The organism is Terriglobia bacterium (assembly GCA_020072645.1).
In the GTDB taxonomy this organism is placed as follows: Bacteria; Acidobacteriota; Terriglobia; order Terriglobales; family Acidobacteriaceae; genus Angelobacter.
Map to the genome: position 1 here is coordinate 656,936 of JAIQGK010000012.1, position 17,892 is coordinate 674,827.

General features: G+C 55.6%; 10 protein-coding genes and 1 pseudogene. 6 read left to right on the forward strand and 5 right to left on the reverse strand.

Features of this window, described 5'->3' with window-relative positions:
- Nucleotides 1-62: 62 nt before the first annotated feature.
- The 3 genes from LAO76_19430 to LAO76_19440 all read right to left on the reverse strand — a co-directional run bounded on the left by LAO76_19430 (nt 63) and on the right by LAO76_19440 (nt 2,952).
- On the reverse strand, nt 63-1,628 hold the full coding sequence (locus tag LAO76_19430) for a hypothetical protein (GenBank protein ID MBZ5493094.1): 1,566 nt from the start codon (nt 1,626-1,628) through the stop codon (nt 63-65).
- 420 nt (nt 1,629-2,048) lie between these two features.
- Nucleotides 2,049-2,303 (reverse strand): hypothetical protein, encoded by a 255-nt coding sequence (locus LAO76_19435; protein ID MBZ5493095.1) that lies wholly within the window; start codon nt 2,301-2,303, stop codon nt 2,049-2,051.
- Nucleotides 2,248-2,952, reverse strand: a complete 705-nt coding sequence (locus LAO76_19440) for a hypothetical protein (GenBank protein ID MBZ5493096.1) — start codon at nt 2,950-2,952, stop codon at nt 2,248-2,250. Before LAO76_19440 ends, LAO76_19435 begins: the two co-directional genes overlap by 56 nt.
- 238 nt (nt 2,953-3,190) lie before the next feature.
- Here LAO76_19440 and LAO76_19445 point away from each other — a divergent pair, with 238 nt between their 5' ends.
- Entirely contained in the window at nt 3,191-4,672 is a 1,482-nt protein-coding gene (locus tag LAO76_19445) for a DUF11 domain-containing protein (GenBank protein MBZ5493097.1), read from the forward strand.
- A gap of 151 nt (nt 4,673-4,823) precedes the next feature.
- Here the strand turns inward: LAO76_19445 and LAO76_19450 are convergent, their stop codons facing one another.
- Nucleotides 4,824-6,413 (reverse strand): M20/M25/M40 family metallo-hydrolase, encoded by a 1,590-nt coding sequence (locus LAO76_19450; GenBank protein MBZ5493098.1) that lies wholly within the window; start codon nt 6,411-6,413, stop codon nt 4,824-4,826.
- A gap of 163 nt (nt 6,414-6,576) precedes the next feature.
- Here LAO76_19450 and LAO76_19455 point away from each other — a divergent pair.
- From LAO76_19455 to LAO76_19465, 3 genes and pseudogenes are all read left to right on the forward strand, one after another.
- Nucleotides 6,577-7,340 (forward strand): annotated as a pseudogene (locus LAO76_19455) (SGNH/GDSL hydrolase family protein).
- Nucleotides 7,341-7,888: 548 nt separating this feature from the next.
- Nucleotides 7,889-12,121: a PAS domain-containing protein gene (locus tag LAO76_19460; GenBank protein ID MBZ5493099.1), complete on the forward strand. Its 4,233-nt coding sequence runs from the start codon at nt 7,889-7,891 to the stop codon at nt 12,119-12,121.
- 156 nt (nt 12,122-12,277) lie between these two features.
- The gene (locus LAO76_19465) at nt 12,278-13,072 is read left to right on the forward strand and encodes a hypothetical protein (GenBank protein ID MBZ5493100.1); all 795 of its coding nucleotides are present in this window, start codon (nt 12,278-12,280) and stop codon (nt 13,070-13,072) included.
- Between the two features lie 112 nt (nt 13,073-13,184).
- Here LAO76_19465 and LAO76_19470 read toward each other — a convergent pair whose 3' ends face one another.
- Complete coding sequence (locus tag LAO76_19470; protein MBZ5493101.1) at nt 13,185-14,705, reverse strand: hypothetical protein; 1,521 nt, start codon at nt 14,703-14,705, stop codon at nt 13,185-13,187.
- A gap of 647 nt (nt 14,706-15,352) precedes the next feature.
- Here LAO76_19470 and purS point away from each other — a divergent pair.
- On the forward strand, nt 15,353-15,598 hold the full coding sequence (gene purS, locus LAO76_19475) for a phosphoribosylformylglycinamidine synthase subunit PurS (protein ID MBZ5493102.1): 246 nt from the start codon (nt 15,353-15,355) through the stop codon (nt 15,596-15,598).
- Between the two features lie 391 nt (nt 15,599-15,989).
- Entirely contained in the window at nt 15,990-17,870 is a 1,881-nt protein-coding gene (glmS, locus tag LAO76_19480) for a glutamine--fructose-6-phosphate transaminase (isomerizing) (protein MBZ5493103.1), read from the forward strand.
- Nucleotides 17,871-17,892: the final 22 nt, after the last annotated feature.

Below are 17,892 nucleotides of genomic sequence, written 5' to 3' on the forward strand. Positions count from 1 at the left end.
TGAATCATCAAAAGTGAAGCCCCTGCTTGTATAGCAGGGGCTTTTTGTATTATGAGGGTCTTTCAGTTTTTGCCGCGCAAGGTGATCGTAACTGCCAGGTCTTGTTCGACCGTTTCACCGCTATCGAAATCAAACGCAGTTGCGGTGGCAGATATATCCGCTTTGCCGCCGGTGAACAACGCCACGGACCGTCCATGGAAGAGCGTGGCCACCGTTTGGATGGTGGCATTCCATGGCGTTATTCCATCACAGGGAACAAATACCGAGAAGAACCCGGTGATGGGAGTATTGCCGTGGGTTTGTTTCAGTTGCCCGGAGAGGGTCACAAACGCCTGCTTCGTACAGGAAACAGAGCCGGTAATGGTGGCTGTTCCGGTGGTAGGGTCAACTGTTCCAAACTTTGTAACGCTGGGCGTAATCGCAAGCGGTGGAAGAGAGGGAACCAAGTTGAATACCAGATCGGCCGGAGACACGGTAGAGAATGAGGATACCTCAAAGTAATAGGTGACTCCGGCAACCGCATCGAACCGCACAGTTGACTGCAAAGTTCCATTGGAATCATCATCGCAGCCAATCTGGTTCAAAGCCCCGCGAGTGCCGGTATAAACCCCTAAAGTTGTATCGTAGTCGCTGCCAATTGTATTAGCTTCCAGTCGCATGTTCTGCGTTGGAGTAAAGGCGAACCATACTGTCTGGTTTCTGTTGACGCAGAACGGATCATCGGGAGCCACTGTGGCATTGCTGACGTCCTGGCTTGTGGTAAAGGGGACCGAGGGGGCCACCGTCGCATGATTGAAATCGTCATTCGGCGGGGTCTGCGGCTGCGGAGCAATCACGTCAATCTCGATGGGAGCAAAAGCGGAATTGCCGGCCGAATCGGTTGCAGTGAAGTTAAAAAAAGTCTTTGTGCCAAAGAATGTAATGTTAGGCGTCCATGTGAAGGTTCCCGTGTTATCGCCATTGTCAACAAAGGATCCCAAGGTACCTCCGGCGGGCACCGGAGCACTCAGGGCAACATGTCCGCCCTGGGCGTCGATGGCTGAAACTGTGAACGTCAGGGTCTGGCCCACCGGGACAACCTGATGCGGCGGCGAAGAGATGTAAATGGGTTCAACCGCACCGAAACGAATCTCGCCGCTCAATGCCGGAGCCTCGCCGTCGCACTGCTGCACAAAAATCACATCCAGGGAGGCGACGCTGCCGTCCGGGTTGAAACTGAGCTGCCGGAACGTGAAGTTACCGGTGACAGCATCGCAGGTCCGGCCGTCGCCGGAGATCAGCATTCCCGGCAGGAAACTAGGTTGGGTGGGCCAGGTCTGTGCTCCGAAGTATTGTTCAAAAGCAGCGAGTGGCGCGCCGCAGCACGCGGCAAATTCGAGGTCCCAGAACACGCCCGGCTGGCCCACAAAATGCACGCCTATTACGTTGTCATTTGCCGATGCTTGCACGCTAAAGGTCCCGTCAGCAGGCGTAAAGAGCGCATTTTGGCCGTCTCCAACGAAGTCGCCCGGATCACTGAAAAGGCTGAGCGAGGTGACTTGCGCGTGGGCCATGGTTGCAAGCAGCAAAAAGAAAGCAATCCATAGAATGCTGCATTTTCTAGTCAGCGTTTCCTTCCAGTCTTTCAATTCAATCTCCTTTTTCGTTTGTGCAAACGGAAATTGTGCGGCTCCGGACAGAGTGAGACGGCCGTTGGATCAGTTTGCATTCGTTGTTGTTAGACACCCTGGCTTGCGTTGATAGTTCCGCCAGGCGACATTTGGGAAGGGGGCTTGCAGAGTAGTGATATTGACTGGTAAAACGTTGCAGTATTTTTATAAATTATTTAGCTACTTGTTTCGCTTATGCCAGCTTTAGCTATCTATCAACTTATTTATTATCAATGCTTAACTATCAAACTAAGAATTAAAATTCTTTAGTAGTAGTGGCACATGAATGGTCCCCAACGCGCGGGGCTGCTGGGCCAACGGCATCAACAAAGAAGCGCAGCCAGGGGATGCGACTGCGCTCCAATTTACTTGTCAATACAATTGTTTTACAAACACATATTAGAAGCACGGGAAGAAGATCCCGCTGTTTCCGTCATTGGGTTTCAGGTGGTCATGCAGGCTGGTCTTTTGCCATGACCATGCGGAACCGGTTGAAGTCCAGTACTGCCATTTCACCCAGCCGTACGTGTTGTTGTAAGTAAACTCCTCTTTGAATTTGCAGTCGGCTGGACCTCCCGAGCCTGTAGTGCAGCTATATTCATAATCGACTGGGACCACTGTGAGGCTGAGCGTCTGGTTGTTGATGGTCGTCATGAAACGTGAATCCGGACTGCGTGGATTGCACCGTCATGCGCGAATATTTCAGGTTGGCCGTGCTTGATGGCGCAGTGCAATCGGCTGACGAAGGATTTTGCGGCAGCGTGGCTGGCTGGTTAATGTAATTCGTATTGTTGTTGGAGTCCACGCTTGGTGGCGCGTTCACGATCACGCTGGTGTTTCCATCGCCGGGGAGAACGCAACGGCGCATAAACCGCATGGAGTAATCATTGCTTCCTGAATTGAATTTCTTATAAGCCCATGGATCGGCCCAGCACTGCTCCGTGACCCAGAGATAAACGTACTGGCTATCATACAAATTAATGTCCCAGGGATAGCCCTTCAAACCGGATTGCCCCGGCGCAGTTTGATAGGTTTTTACATATTGCAGCTTGCCGGAGCTGCTGTTATTGGTGGATGGTATGGATTCATTCAGGTATGAATTTCCGTCCGGTCCGGCAGGCGTAGTGATCGTTCCTGCCAGATGGTAATTATTGTTTCTCAGGCTTTGGTCCATCATCACTACGTCAGCCGTGTCCCAGTATCCAGCGGGGCATGTGGTTGTTGATTGGGCGTGGGCACGCGGTTGAGCGATTCCCAGTACGAACAGCGCAGTTAGGCATACAGCTAAAGAGTGCTTACGCATGGATCATTTCTCTTTCTTCTCTTTTTTCAGGGGATGCCAATCTAGATGTCCGGCGCAAAAACCTTGTTGTCTATGGGCGCGAGTTGCACCGCGATTCACAGGCCTTCACTCACGACAAAGAACGCGCTTTTGTAGCTTGATTACCTGAGCGTGACCCAAAAGTGCCGATCTAAACCTTTTTCCTAATTGCGCTCTGATTGTGAGCTGCTACAATCATCGCCATCTTCCGGAAAAAAATATGAAATCTGCCTGCATCTCGCTTGCTTCCACGCTTGCTCTCTGTTCAACTTCCTCAGGCCCAACCAGCCGCACGCCGGCCGGATATTCTGCGAGCACCGGCAAAGGGAGTGGCGCAATGATTCTGGTGAGCCGCATGAAGCACATGAAACAAATGACCTTCGCAGTGTGCATGATGGCGTTCATGTGTACCGGACTTGCCCAGGCGCAGTCTCCACCCACCATCGTTAAATCATTCAGCGCCGCCACTGTTAGCTTGAATGGTAGCGTCACGCTCACGTTCACGCTTACCAATCCCAATCCGGCAACCGATCTCACTGGCGTGAGCTTTAGTGACGATATGCCCGCGGGGCTGCTCATCGCCAACCCAGACAGCCTCGGCGGCACTTGCGACACCAGCTTGGTAACGCTCCTACCCACGAACATCAGCCTGACAGCCGCCGTGCTTACTGCCAACAGCAGTTGCACGCTTTCCATCGATGTGCTGGCCACCGCCGCAGGAGACCAGATGAACACAACGGGTGCCGTAACCTCGGCTGAAGGCGGGACAGGCGGCACGGCCACGGCCACTGTAAGCGTGCTTGTGCCAGACCTGACGATCACGAAAACGCACACCGGAAATTTTGTTCGTCCGCAGACCGGCGCTACTTATACGATCACCATTTCTAATAGCGGCGGTGCCGATACGTCAGCGCTGATCACGGTGAATGACAATTTGCCGGCAGGTCTCACCGCAACCGATCTCAGCGGCCTCAACTGGAATTGCACTCTTTCTCCGCTGCAATGCACGCGCGGTGATGTGCTGTTTGCTGGAACTAGTTTTGAGCCGATCACGCTCACGGTGAACGTTGCTGCCAATGCCGCATCTTCAGTGACAAATACAGCCACGGTTTCCGGCGGAGCAGAGGCCAACACAGCAAATGACTCCGCCAGCGATGTGACGCAGATTGACGCGGCGCTGTTGATGTCGGCCCAGACGGCGAATCTTACAGTGGCGGCCGGAAACACAACGAGCACAACGCTCAACGTGAATTACAACGGAAGCCTGGGCGCGGTAACTTTTGCCTGCAGCGGTCTGCCCGCCGCAAGCACTTGCAGCTTCAACCCAGCGTCCGTGACGGCGGCAGGCACAACTCCGGTGACGCTGACTATCGCCACCACTGCGCGATCAAATGCCGTCCCGCAGCCAAACGGCGTGCCACCGCAATTCACTTTGCTGCTCGGCATGATGGGACTTGCCGCGTTGGCGCTTGCGCTTGCCCGCACAAAGAGTTCAAAGATTCGTCTGGCGACCGCCTCAGCCGGATTAGCTTTGCTGCTGCTGGCGGGGTGCGGCGTCAGCAACAACACGCCTGCACCGACTCCAACTCCCGGCCCAAAAGGATTGGGCACGCCAGCTGGAACTTCGGCAATAGTGGTTACGGCCAGCAGCGCGAGCGGCGGCGCAACGGCCACCAGCACAGTGAACTTGACGGTGCAATAGAGAAGCAGCTAGCAGCTAGTCACTGGCAACTAGCCAAAGCAGATATCGCAGAAGAGGTGTCCATCACGAGGGAAGGAATCCAGCTTTCCTGTCCCTTAGCGACCTTGGCGTCCTTTGCGGTGAATAAGTCTGGCCAATTGCCAGTTGCTACCTACGCCGTCCTCGCCACCTCATACAGATATTCCACGTAGGACATCACTGCGCCATCGACGCCCTGGACTTTCGGATTGCTGGATTCGATCACGTAGTATTCATTGGGAGCGTGCGCGCCGCTGCCGTGGCCCAGGCCAAAATGTCCTGCAGGGAGGTGCAATGGATCGCCGGTGAAAACATAGCCCGGCCATGAACCAGCCAGACGCGGCATTACGATGGGATCGATTCCATTGCGTTTGTAAACGGCATGTTCCGCGCGGACAACCGCTGCGTCGGCAGGTGTAGTGGTGGGATCATAGCCGCCTGTCATGTTGACTTCGATGTCGCCAAAGCCGTTCTTTGCCAGATGCGCCTTCAGCGCAGCCAACGCATCGGCAGCAGTCATGTCCGGCACAAGGCGCATATCCATTTTGGCCACGGCGCGATGCGGCAGGATCGTCTTTCCGCCTGGGCCGGTGTAACCACCGACAAGGCCTTCAATGTTCACCGTTGGTTTGGATACCAGCAGCTCCAGCGACTCCTGGAAACTCACGTCATGCACCCAGTGTTCCACGCCCATCTGCTTCATCAGCGCTTTTTCGTCGAGCCGTCGCGCCGCTTCCGCGACCATGGCTTTTTCCTGCGCTGAAATAGGACGCGCCTTGTCGGCAAAGCCGGCAATCGCGGGATCATTGCCATCGGCTGAGACCAATGTGTTCAAGGCTTTCACCAGATGCCATGCCGGTGAATCGAGCCTTGCCTTGTTGCTGGAATGGATGTCGGCTTTGGGGCCGCGTCCCCACTTCTCACCGCTGGAAACCAATTCCAATTCGACTACACCTTTTGCGCCCAAGAACGCCGTAACTTTTCCGTCGGGATCCTGCGAAGCAAACGGCATAAAGATTCCCACTGTTTTCTTCAGCGCGGCCAGAACTTCCGGCCGGTGGACGACCTGGGCAAAATGCGGCGAGCCAATTTCTTCTTCTCCTTCAGCCACAAAAACAAAGTTCACCGGCAACTTGCGTCCCGCGCCACGGATAGCATGCAGCGCCGCCAAAAATGTAGCCTCCGGCCCTTTCTGGTTGACCGCGCCACGGCCAACCACAACTTTGCCAAAGCCCGGCTTATCAACAATACGGGCCTCCCAAGGTGGTGACGACCATTCCGAAGGATCGACCTGCTTCACGTCATACATAAAGTAAAGGCCAAGAGTTTTAGGAGCGCCCGCGTCCAGCGTGGCAAAGATGCCCGGCTGTCCGTCGGTGGGGATTTTTATCACCTGCTGAAAACCGGCATCCCGCAGCATCTGCATGGTGAGTTCGCAACCTTCATTCATCCCACGATTTTCCGCCGCAATGGAAGGCTGTTTCATCCATGTCTGCATGCGTTGCACGGTTTCATCGTGGCGCTTGGTGATTTCAGAGCGAATGGCTGATAAGTCATCGTCAAACCCAGTGAGGCCAGTGCGCGATGAAGCAAAGACATCTTCCGTAGCGCTTACCCAGCCTGGGAGCGCAAGACTTGCTGCTCCGGCGGCCGCACCCACCAGGAAGCTGCGCCGGTCAAACGGATTGCTGGATGATTTTGCCGGCGCTGCGCTGGCTTTCAAGTTTTTCTGCTCTGATTTTTCCGCATAGGGGTGCCTCCTGGATAAACGGGTGCGAAATAGCGATGCGGCGAATTATAAGGCGCCAAGAGAGGCCGTGCATCCTCAATCTTCAATCCTGGGTCGGTCAGTAACACCGCGGTTATACTCAGTTTTGAGCGAGACGATGAATCGCACTAAAAAGAACGGCGCCAAACTGGCGACCGCAATGGCTGTGCTGTCGCCGCTGCTGGTATGCCAGGGAATCTATGTGCGTCGTGTGACGCCCAAATTACCGGAAGCCGACGGACCTCGCTCAGGCGAAGCCGGCTCAGGAACGCCATTGCAACTGTTGGTCCTGGGAGATTCGGCCGCGGCCGGAGTGGGTGTGCGAACCCAGGAAGAAGCGCTTGCCGGTTATATGGTGAGCCGTCTCAAGAGCAAGTTCCGTGTCGTCTGGCGAGTTGAAGCGCAGACGGGCGCCACCACCCGCAGCACTATCGCCAGGCTCAAAAGCATGACGCAGGAACCATTCGCAGCCGTCGCAATATCGCTTGGCGTCAATGACGTGACCTGCGGAAGGCGCGCAACTACGTGGCTGGCCGAGCTGGATGAGTTAGCCGGTCTCTTGCGCCTTAAGTTTGGTGCGCAGCGGATTCTCTGGAGCGGGCTGCCGCCGATGCATGAATTTCCCGCGCTTCCGCAGCCCTTGCGCTGGCATCTGGGGGCCAGGGCGAAATGGTTTGCCCGCCTGCTGCGCGAATGGACGGAGCCGCAATTTGACTGCGTGTTCGTCGCTGTACCAGCAGGCGTTACGGGCCCATGATGGCGGAAGATGGCTTTCATCCTGGGCCCCGGATGTATGAGATGTGGGGTGCGGAGATGGCAAGACTGATCATGGAAGGCCGTGGCTTATCTCCGCATGAGCCAGCAGCGGCCCCAAAGGTTTAAGAAAGCGCTGCTTACGTCGGCCGATACGGTCTTTCCACCCGCTCAACTACTCTCTTCACATACCGTGGCTTTTTCCCTTTTATGACCCGGAACTTACGGCCGCAGGTAGGGCAGGGAGGGACAAAGTACAATTCCTCATGCGGCGCCAGCATTAGATGGTCGCATTTACAGCGCCAGGCCACATGGTTGCCAAGCCCTCGTCCGTAGGTCATTTCGCCTTCTTTCCATTGGATCGGGACGTCTTCATAGAATCTGGCCATTCGCAGCCTCCCCGGAGATGCATTCTATTCCAGGAATGCGCGAAATCAAAAGAAAGCGCCAATCGGCGGCATCCAAAGCGGTTTCCAACCGCATCAAAACTCTCTCGGGTAGAAGCCAATCTACAACCAATAGATTCGAACCCAATTTGTTTTGGACTTGCGGGCCCGCTTGCACAACCCGTTGGGCAGGGGTGTAACATTCGCGTGATCTGGCTGCCTGAAACAGCTAAGTGATTGAATCCTTAGTCTCGGCCAATAGACTCCAGGAAATAAAATCTGGAAACTTTCTTGAATACCCGCAGAGCACAACCCGATTCTCCTCCGGTAAGCGAAGTCCCCGCATTTCCAACGGACGGTCAAATTCCCGAGCATGTCTTTTCCGGTGGCGGTGAGCTGGGCGAGAGAATTCGCTCATTTGACTGGTCAAAAACTCCCATGGGGCCAATTTCCACTTGGCCGCAGAGCTTAAAGACCGCCGTGCGCATCATGATCACTTCCCGCTACGCAATGTGGCTGGGCTGGGGGCCTGATCTCACCTTTTTTTATAACGATGCTTATGCTCACATGTCACTGGGAAAGAAACACCCCTGGGCGCTAGGCAGGCGGGCCCGCGAAGTTTGGGCTGAGATCTGGGCCGACCTTAGTCCACGAATCCGCAGCGTACTTGAAGTTGGGGAGGCTACCTGGGATGAGGCCCTTCTTCTGTTCCTGGAGCGCAGCGGCTATTCGGAAGAGACCTATCATACTTTCTCCTATAGCCCTTTGACTGCGGATGACGGCAAGGTCAACGGTCTTTTTTGCGTGGTAACGGAAGAAACTGAGCGCGTGATCGGTGAGCGCCAGCTTGGATTGCTGCGTCATCTGGCGGCTGGTCTTAGTTCCAAGAACACTGAAGAGGATGTCTGCATTGCCATTCCGGCCAGCCTCAAAACCAATCCACAAGATCTTCCGGTCACGCTCACGTATCTTTTTGAAAAGGGTGAGACGCAGGCGCGGCTGGCCTGTGAAACCGGAATCGAACGCGGGCATCCGGCGGCCCCGCAAAGGATCGAAGTCGGAGCGGAAGATGAAGTTTGGCCGATTCGTGACCTTCTGAACACGAAGGGCTCGCTGTTTGTAGAGCACCTCACTGAACGCTTTGGTTCGATGCCGACCGGCGCATGGGACCGGCCACCGACGCGCGCAATCCTTGTCCCCATTACAGGCCAGGGGCAGGAGCGCCCCGCTGGAGTGTTTATCACGGCGCTGAATCCTTACCGGCAGCTCAACGCCGGTTATTCGGGATTCATTGATCTCGTCGCTGGACAGATTGCCGCGGGAATTGCGAATGCCCGTGCTTATGAAGGTGAGCGGCATCGCGCGGAAGAACTGGCGGCGCTCGATCGGGCAAAGACAACTTTCTTCAGCAACGTGAGCCATGAGTTCCGCACGCCTTTGACCCTGATGCTGGGGCCAACCGAAGATGCGTTGGCAAATCCGGAAAAGGCGCTGCGTGGCAGGGACCTGGAAACTGTCCACCGCAATGAGCTGCGATTGCTGAAGCTGGTGAATACCCTGCTGGATTTTTCCCGGCTGGAAGCGGGCCGGGTTACCGCAAGCTACCAGCCAACAGACCTGTGCGCTTACACATTGGAGCTGGCGAGCATCTTCCGCTCGGCCATTGAAAAAGCCGGGCTGAATTACGTTGTGGAATGCGCCCCGTTGCCGCAGCCGGTCTATATCGACCGTGAGATGTGGGAAAAGATCGTGCTTAACCTGATCTCCAATGCCTTGAAGTCAACATTTCATGGCTACATTGAACTCGAGCTGGCAAACAAGGCGGACCATGTTGAATTCTCCGTGCGCGATACGGGAACGGGCATTCCAGAGCGCGAGCTGCCTCATTTGTTTGAAAGGTTTCGCCGCGTGGAGCACGCGCGCCGACGTACGCATGAAGGCAGCGGAATCGGGCTGGCGCTTGTGAGTGAACTGCTGGCCATGCATGGCGGCAAGATCGCGGTGCAGAGCCACGTGGGCAAAGGAACAACATTTACGGTAACGCTGCCGTATGGAAGCCAGCATCTTCCCAGGGAGCGCGTCAGGCCAGAGGCGGAGCAGATAGTTCTCGGAACGGCGCGTAAAGCCTTTGTGCAGGAAGCCTTGAGCTGGCTGCCGGGACAAACGGTAGACGACAAGGCAAGCCGGGAAGACTTGGAAGCTGCCGATGCGTTGAGTGCGCCGCTGTTGGTAACCTCCAGCAAGCCGCGCGTGCTGCTGGCGGATGACAATCGCGACATGCGCGAATACGTCCGGCGGTTGCTCAGCTCGCGGTTTGAAGTCACCACGGCGGAAAATGGCAGGCAGGCGCTGGAGAAAGCCAGTCAGCAGTTGCCTGCGCTGGTCCTGAGCGACGTGATGATGCCGGAAATGGACGGACTGCAACTCCTGGCTGCGCTGCGGGAGAATCCTGCCACTTCTTCCGTTCCGGTGGTGCTGCTTTCTGCGCGGGCCGGCGAGGAATCGCTGATTGAAGGCATGATGTCCGGCGCGGACGATTACGTGGTAAAGCCGTTTACGGCGCGTGAACTGCTGGCGCGCGTGGAAGCCCACATCAAGATCGCGAGCTTCCGCCGCGAAGCGCTGGAAAGAGAATCGCGCCTGCAAAGCGAGTTGCGCGAGTCTGAGCGCGAACAGCAGCAGTTGCTGGATGTGGTGAACCAGTCCACCGATTTTATCGGCCTGGCCGACATGCAAGGGCGTGTGCTTTACGTAAATAAAAGTGCCCGCGCCATGATGGGGCTGGCCGAAACGCAGGATGTCCGCCAGCTCAGGATCAAGGATTTCTTTTTCTCCAAAGACGTTCCCTTCCTTGAAGACGAGGTAATTTCCACGGTGGTACGGGAAGGCCGTTGGCAGGGCGAAGTAAATTTCCGCCATTTCAAAACCGGCGCGAGCATTCCGGTGGACTATCACGTTTTTCCCGTCAATGATCCCCAGACCGGCGAAATGGCTGGCCTGGCAACGGTGACGCGCGACATGCGCGAGCGCAAGACAGCCGAAGCGGCGTTGCGCCAGAGCGAAGAGCAGTATCGCGTGCTGGCGGAGCTGAGCCCACAGGGACTTTGGACAGCCGATCGCGACGGACGCGTGGTTTATGCGAACCAGAGATTTCTGGAATATGTGGGCAAAGACGTTCTTCCCCGGGACGGCGCCGAATATCTCGATCTCTTCTATGAAGAGGACAGGGAACGAGTCTTGAACGTCTGGACACATAGCATCAAGACCGGCGAAGACTACATGATCGACGCGCGGCTGATTCGCGGAAGCGATAGTGCTGCGCGCTGGTGGCATTTCCGGGCTCTTCCTTTGCGCAATGAAACCGGCGCGATTCAGCAATGGCTGGGCGTAGCCAGTGACGTGCATGAGAGCCGCATGGCAGACCAGGCGGTGCGCTCAGAGCGCGCACGGTTGGTGGAAATGTTCCGCCAGGCGCCCGCATTTATGGCGATGTTGCGCGGCCCCGAGCACGTTTTTGAAAGGACCAACCGGCAGTATCAGGAATTGATTGGCAATCGCGACTTGCTGGGTAAGCCTCTGCGCGAGGCATTGCCTGAAGCTGCGGAACAAGGCTTCATCGATATTCTTGACAAGGTTTATCAAACTGGTGAGCCTTTCGTGGCCAATGGTCTCAGCATCAGTATTGCGCGAGTTCCAGGACAGCCAAGGGAAGAGCGCTATCTGGATTTCGTGTACCAGCCGATGCGGGAAACCGACGATAAAATTTCCGGTGTCCTGGTTCTGGGCGTGGATGTCACAGATCGCAAACGTGCCCAGGACGCACTGTTGCAGAGCGAAAAGCTGGCTGCCGTAGGACGCCTTTCGGCCTCGATCGCGCATGAAATTAATAATCCGCTGGAAGCCGTAACCAATCTTCTTTACCTCATCAATGAGGAAAAAGATCTTCCTGAGCAGGCCCGCAGCTTTACTCATCTGGCGCAACAGGAACTGGCGCGCGTGAGCCAGATCGCCACGCAGACTCTGCGCTTCTATCGCCAGCCTACCGCGCGGACCGCCGTGCGCGTTTCTGAACAGCTTGATTCGGTGCTCAAGCTTTATCAAGGCCGACTCGCCTCGGCCGGCGTGGAGATCGTCCGTGACTACCGTGTCGCCGCGCCGCTGCTCGCCTTTGAAGGCGAACTGCGCCAGGTATTTACCAACCTTGTCGGCAATGCGCTGGACGCTTCCCGCAACGGCGGCAAATTGACGCTGCGCACGCGCGAAGCCACAGACTGGCGCACCGGACGCAAAGGCATTCGCGTCACCGTGGCCGACTGCGGCCATGGCATGTCCAAAGAAACGTTGCACCGCATCTTTGAGCCATTCTTTTCCACCAAAGGCATTACCGGCACAGGACTGGGCTTGTGGGTAACGCTGGGCATCATCCAAAAGCATGAAGGCCGGGTAAAAGTCCGCAGCAGCGAATCAACAGAGCATCACGGAACAATCTTCAGTGTGTTCATCCCGCACAGGGAAAAAGACTAAAGTCACGAATTCACAAACGATCTTGGTATGCGAATGGATCTCTCTTATCCACGGGGTTAAGGCTTTTTCCAGGACAACCTGCCCTGAGCAGCCGCTCTCCTATCTATCGACACGTTCCCCTTCTTAACTGAAAGCCCAAGTTCCAAGGAGGATTTCGTGCGTACCGTCACTTTTCTTTTGTTCACAGGAATATTTTCACTTCTCGCCGGTTGCGGCTCGGTTTCCAACAATATGCGTCCGACCCCAACTCCGACTCCGATGTCATCGCCTTCGCCAAGTCCAGTTCCATCACCCAGCCCGACTCCTGCTCAGCCCGATGCCTTCCTGGCAAGCTGGCTCAACAACGTCGGCAGGAATATAGGTCCCGTCGGCACCATTACCCTTGACACCACGGCGAACAATGGCGCCGGAAGCACGAGCACTGGAGGGGGTACCGCCACTTTCGTTCTGCAGTTCTGCCCCTATCCTCAGGGCGCCTGTACCAACATAACGGCATTGAACAACAACTCCGCCACCACAAACTTCACCTTCCCGATGAAGGGAACGTTCTCCGGCGATTTTCAGATCATTGACACTACTGGATTCCCGGTCGAGGTCACCGGCATCGGTTTCAGCAGCGGGATCCAGTCCAATTTCGCATTGTTGCCTGCAGCCACCATTACCGGCGGCATCGGCCAGACCACGGGTAACTCTCCCGGGACGGGGAGAGCCACCGTGACCGGCACTACGGCCCACGTCACGTTGACGGGCGCCTTCCCGAACCATACTTTCAGCAATGCCGTGTGCGCTGTGTCTACCGCGGCGACGTGCATTAACCTGGCCAGTATCACCACCGATGCCCAAGGCAATGCCAGTGCCGATGTCGGCACGGTCCAGATAGGCGCATTCAATATCTTCCGCGTGAGTGACGCCAATGGTGTGCAGTTTGTTACGGCATTCCGGGTGCAGTGATTCAACTGCGCTGGATTGATTGGCGACTAGAAACCGATGGCCGCTCCGCTTACGCGGTTTGCGGCCATCGCTGTTTGAAGTTCAATTAGTTAACGCGCTAGAGCGCGGTACGTTACGGTTTGCCTCGCAATATGATGGTTACTGCCAGGTTTCTTTGAACAAAGACGCCATTTTCAAAGTCGAATGCCGATGCCGTAGCAGTCACATCGGCTTTGCCTCCAGTGAACAAATCGGCTGATCGTCCATGGAAGAGCGCGACCGTGGTTTGTATGTTAGCGCTCCACGGCGTAGTTCCATTGCACGGAACAAACGCTGAGAAGAAGCCGCTGAGCGGTGTGCCTCCGTGACTTTGTTTTAGTTGTCCAAAGATAGTCACAAAGGCCGGCTGTGTACAAGAGACAAAGCCGGAAATGGTTGCCGCTCCAGTAGTTGAATCCACGGATCCAAACTGGGTGACGCTGGGGGAAATGACCAGCGGCGGAGGAGCCGGTACCAGGTTAAAGGTAAGATTCGCGGAAGACACGGGGAAGAACGAGAACGACGAGACCATGAAGAAGTAGGTCGTACCCGCTACCGCATCGAACCGCACGCGAGATTGCAGCGAGCTGGAGTCGTCGTTGCATGCCAGTTGGGTCAGCGCGCCTCGTGCACCGGTGTAAACCGAGAGCGTTGTATCGTAGTTGCTGCCAAAGGTGTTGGCTTCCAGTCGCATGTTCTGGCTTGGGGTAAAAGAGAACCAGACAGTCTGTGTTCTGCCCGCGCAGAATGGATCGTCGGGGGCAGTAGTTGCATTGGTCACGTCCTGGCTTACGGTGAAAGGCATGGATGGTATTACAGTTGGGCTATTGAAGTCGTCATTCGGCGGTGGTGGTGGAATCACGCTGATATGAGTAACGGCCACGCCGGTGTTACCGGATAGGTTATCGCCCAGGAAAGTTACAAAGAAGTTTCCAGACTGGGCGCTGGTCGGAGTCCAGTCAAAGGTCCCGGTATCATCTCCATTGTCAATGAAAATAGCGCCCGCAGGTATACCAGTAGCGCTCAGCACCACATGCCTTGACTGGGCGTCTGTGGCAGTCACGTTGAAATGCACATTCTGATTTTGCCCAACTGTCAGATTCGAGGGCGCGAACACGGTAACTATCGGGTGAGCATTGAATCGGATCTCGCCGCGCAGAGCGGGTGTTGCTCCTTCGCAGTGTTGCTCAAACAGAGCATCAAAGGAGTTGACGCCGCCACTTGCGCCGTAATCGATTTCCACCACGGTGAAGTTTCCGGTAAGGGTGTTGCACCCGCGCCCGTCGCCGTCTACCGATAGCCCCGGCTCGCCGAAAGCCTGAAAAGGAAATCGCGTTGCCCCGGTGTAAGTGCCCACGGTCAAGGGCACATCGCCGGCTGCGGCAAAGTCGAGAAACCAGAAATGAGTAGGCCCAAAGAATGACACCGATACGCCGCTGTCAAAGTTTGTGGTTGCGCTGAAAGTCCCGTCCGCGGGAGTAAGGAAAAGAGACTGGCCGCCTCCTATAAAATCGCCCGGATCACTATTGAGCGCGAGCGAGGTAACTTGCGCATTTGCGGTGGCCGTAAAAACCGAAAAAGCCAGCACAAATATAAAAATGCAGGTACGTTTCATGCGATTCTCCTTGTCTTGAGGTGCTGGGGCCCGAAGTCTATGCCCGGTCGCATTCCATGGAGGATCTTTAGTCCAACGTTAATAGCGGACAGGATCGGGAAGACTTTTGCTGCATCTAGTGAAACAGTGACAAACTTGTCCCAATCGTTTCACCTATTACAAAACAATTACAGCCCGAAGGGCTTTCATCTAATCGAAAAAACTAGCTGCGAAGGGACACTATCTACACCTAGGCTACGACTAAGCTAAATAGCTACTTCTTACTAGAGTGAATCTTGTTTCAGCATTCACTGAAGTTATGCTTGCAAGAGCCGGTGTTACAAGCGACAAAGCAGGTCATGTGGGCGGTTGCCGCTGAATGTCGCGGTGGAATGAATAGTTGTTCTTCGTACCCCAGGAGACAGGCGCGAATCTTTACCAGCGTGGATCAGCGATGGGGAATTCGGACAAGGGGTTTTTCAATCCGCACTCTATCTGCAAAATCTGCGGCAAGTTAATTTTCCACTCCGCTCTCCTGCTGCGCCATGGCCATTTCCGGAACCGGTATAGTGGTAAATCAGCCGATTCCGATCCACGCTCAACCGCGTGAATCCGCGGTGCGTTACAGACTTCAATCGGCGGCAAAGTTTTGTAAAATAGCCTTATCCATGAAGGCCTACGTTACAGTCATGCTTAAGACCACCGTCCTTGATCCTCAGGGCAAAACCATTCACGGCGCGCTCAAAAAAATGGGATACAAAGGCGTGGGCGCTGTGCGCCAGGGCAAGTTCTTTGAACTGAACCTGGATGGAGGCCTGGACAAAAATGCCGCCAAAGCCGAAGTCGAGCGGATCGCCAAAGACGTGCTCACGAATCCGGTGATTGAAGAATTTTCATATCGGATCGAAGAGTAGATGTTGTGAAATCCCGACCCTGAGCTAAGCGAACGGAAGGGAGCCTTACCCGCATGAGAATCTTAGCCGCCAATACACGCGAATTGAACACGAATCCATCCAGGGGTCCGTGTCACGCCCAAGGATTGAAAGTGATAGGAATCTGCTGAATGATTCCGGGATTATCTGAGAGGATTACCAAAGGTTAATAGGGGCCCCCTCGCTACGCTCGGGGTTTATAACCCTTCCGGAGTAGAATTAGTCAGAATCCCCCGCGAGACAACCGGAGTCCAATTGAATGGCTAAGGACGAGGCCGGCTTGCGTGCCGAGTCCACCGCCGCAGGAGCAGAACAGCACTAAAGCTGTGCAGGTCCTGGAGCGGTTTGGAGCGAAGCGACAGAGGTAAAGGTCATGTGCGGAATCGTTGGTTACGTAGGCAAAAAACGTGTTGTCCCAGTCATTATTGAGGGCCTCAGAAGCCTGGAATATCGCGGATATGACTCCGCTGGCATTGCCGTGTGCGGCAATGGCAATGGCGGAGCGCTGCAGGTGCGGCGCGCTGAAGGCAAGCTGCGCAACCTGGAAGAGGTGATCCGGCTGAAGCCGCTGGAAGGCAGCTGGGGAATCGGCCACACGCGCTGGGCCACGCATGGCCGCCCGACGGAAGAGAATGCCCATCCGCATCGCGACTGCACCGGCAAGATCGTGGTGGTGCATAACGGCATCGTGGAAAATTATCTCTCGCTCAAGAAGAAGCTGATTGAAGAAGGCCACAAGTTTTCCACTGAGACTGATACAGAAGTCATCGCGCACCTGATTGAAAAAGCGCTTGACGCAAAGGGCAACGGGCATCGCCCGAGCCTGGAAGAAGCTGTGCGTAAGACGGTGAACCAGCTGACCGGCGTGTTTGCCCTCGGCGTGATTTCTGAAGACGAGCCCAACAAGATTGTTGCGGCGCGCAACGGCCCGCCTGTGGTCATTGGAATAGGCGACAACGAATATTTTGTTGCGTCAGATATCCCCGCCCTTTTGCCGCACACGCGCAACATTTTCTTCCTTCAGGATGGCGATCTGGCGGTGATCACCACCTCCGGCGTCCAGATCACGGATTTTGACGGCAAGCCCGTGAAGCGGGAAATCCAGCATGTAACCTGGGACCCCATCATGGCGGAAAAGGGCGGCTTTAAGCACTTCATGCTCAAGGAAATTTATGAGCAGCCCCGCGCCGTGCGTGATACCACGCTGGGCCGCGTCTCGCTGGACTCCGGCCGCGTCTTTCTGGAAGAGATGGACGTGACTGAAGACGAGCTGCGCAACGTGCAAAAAATCAATATTGCCGCCTGCGGCACCAGTTGGCACGCCGCCTTGGCCGGCAAGTTCATGATTGAACGGCTGGCACGCATTCCCGTGGAAGTGGATTATGCCAGCGAGTGGCGCTATCGCGATCCCATTACTTCCAGCAAGGAAATTACGCTGCTGATCACGCAGTCCGGCGAAACCGCAGACACGATTGCCGCGCAACGCGAAGCCAAAGCCAAAGGCTCCAAGACGCTGGCTATTTGCAACGTGGTGGGAGCAATGATTGCCCGCGAGGCTTCCGGCACGGTCTATACGCATGCAGGACCTGAGATCGGCGTGGCTTCGACCAAAGCATTCACGGCGCAGCTGACCGCGCTTTTTCTGCTGGCGCTTTATCTGGGCGAACTGCGCGGCGCCACGTCAACCGAAGACGGGCGGCGCTACATCGGAGAATTGCTCAAGCTGCCGTCCAAGCTTGAATCGATCCTGGCCCGCGACGAAGAATGCGAAGCGCTGGCCAAGCAGTATTACCGCGTGCAGGATTTTCTGTTCCTTGGCCGTGGCATCCACTATCCCATCGCGCTGGAAGGCGCGCTCAAGCTCAAGGAAATTTCTTACATTCACGCGGAAGGCTATCCCGCCGGCGAAATGAAGCACGGCCCTAACGCGCTGATCGATGAAAACCTGCCCGTGGTGATGGTTGCGACCAAAGATTCAAGAGATCCGAACTCTGTGTTGCGCTATGAAAAAACCATGTCAAACGTGAAAGAAGTAAAAGCGCGTTCCGGCATTGTGATTGCCGTGGCCACTGAGGGCGACGAAGAGATCAAGGAATCTGTTGACCACGTTTTGTATGTGCCGCATGCGCCGGAACTGCTGCTGCCGATTCTGGAAGTGGTGCCACTGCAACTGCTGGCGTATCACATTGCCGTTCGCCGCGGTTGCGACGTTGACCAGCCACGCAATCTGGCCAAGTCAGTGACTGTGGAATAGTTGGATCGCGGGCATAAGAACA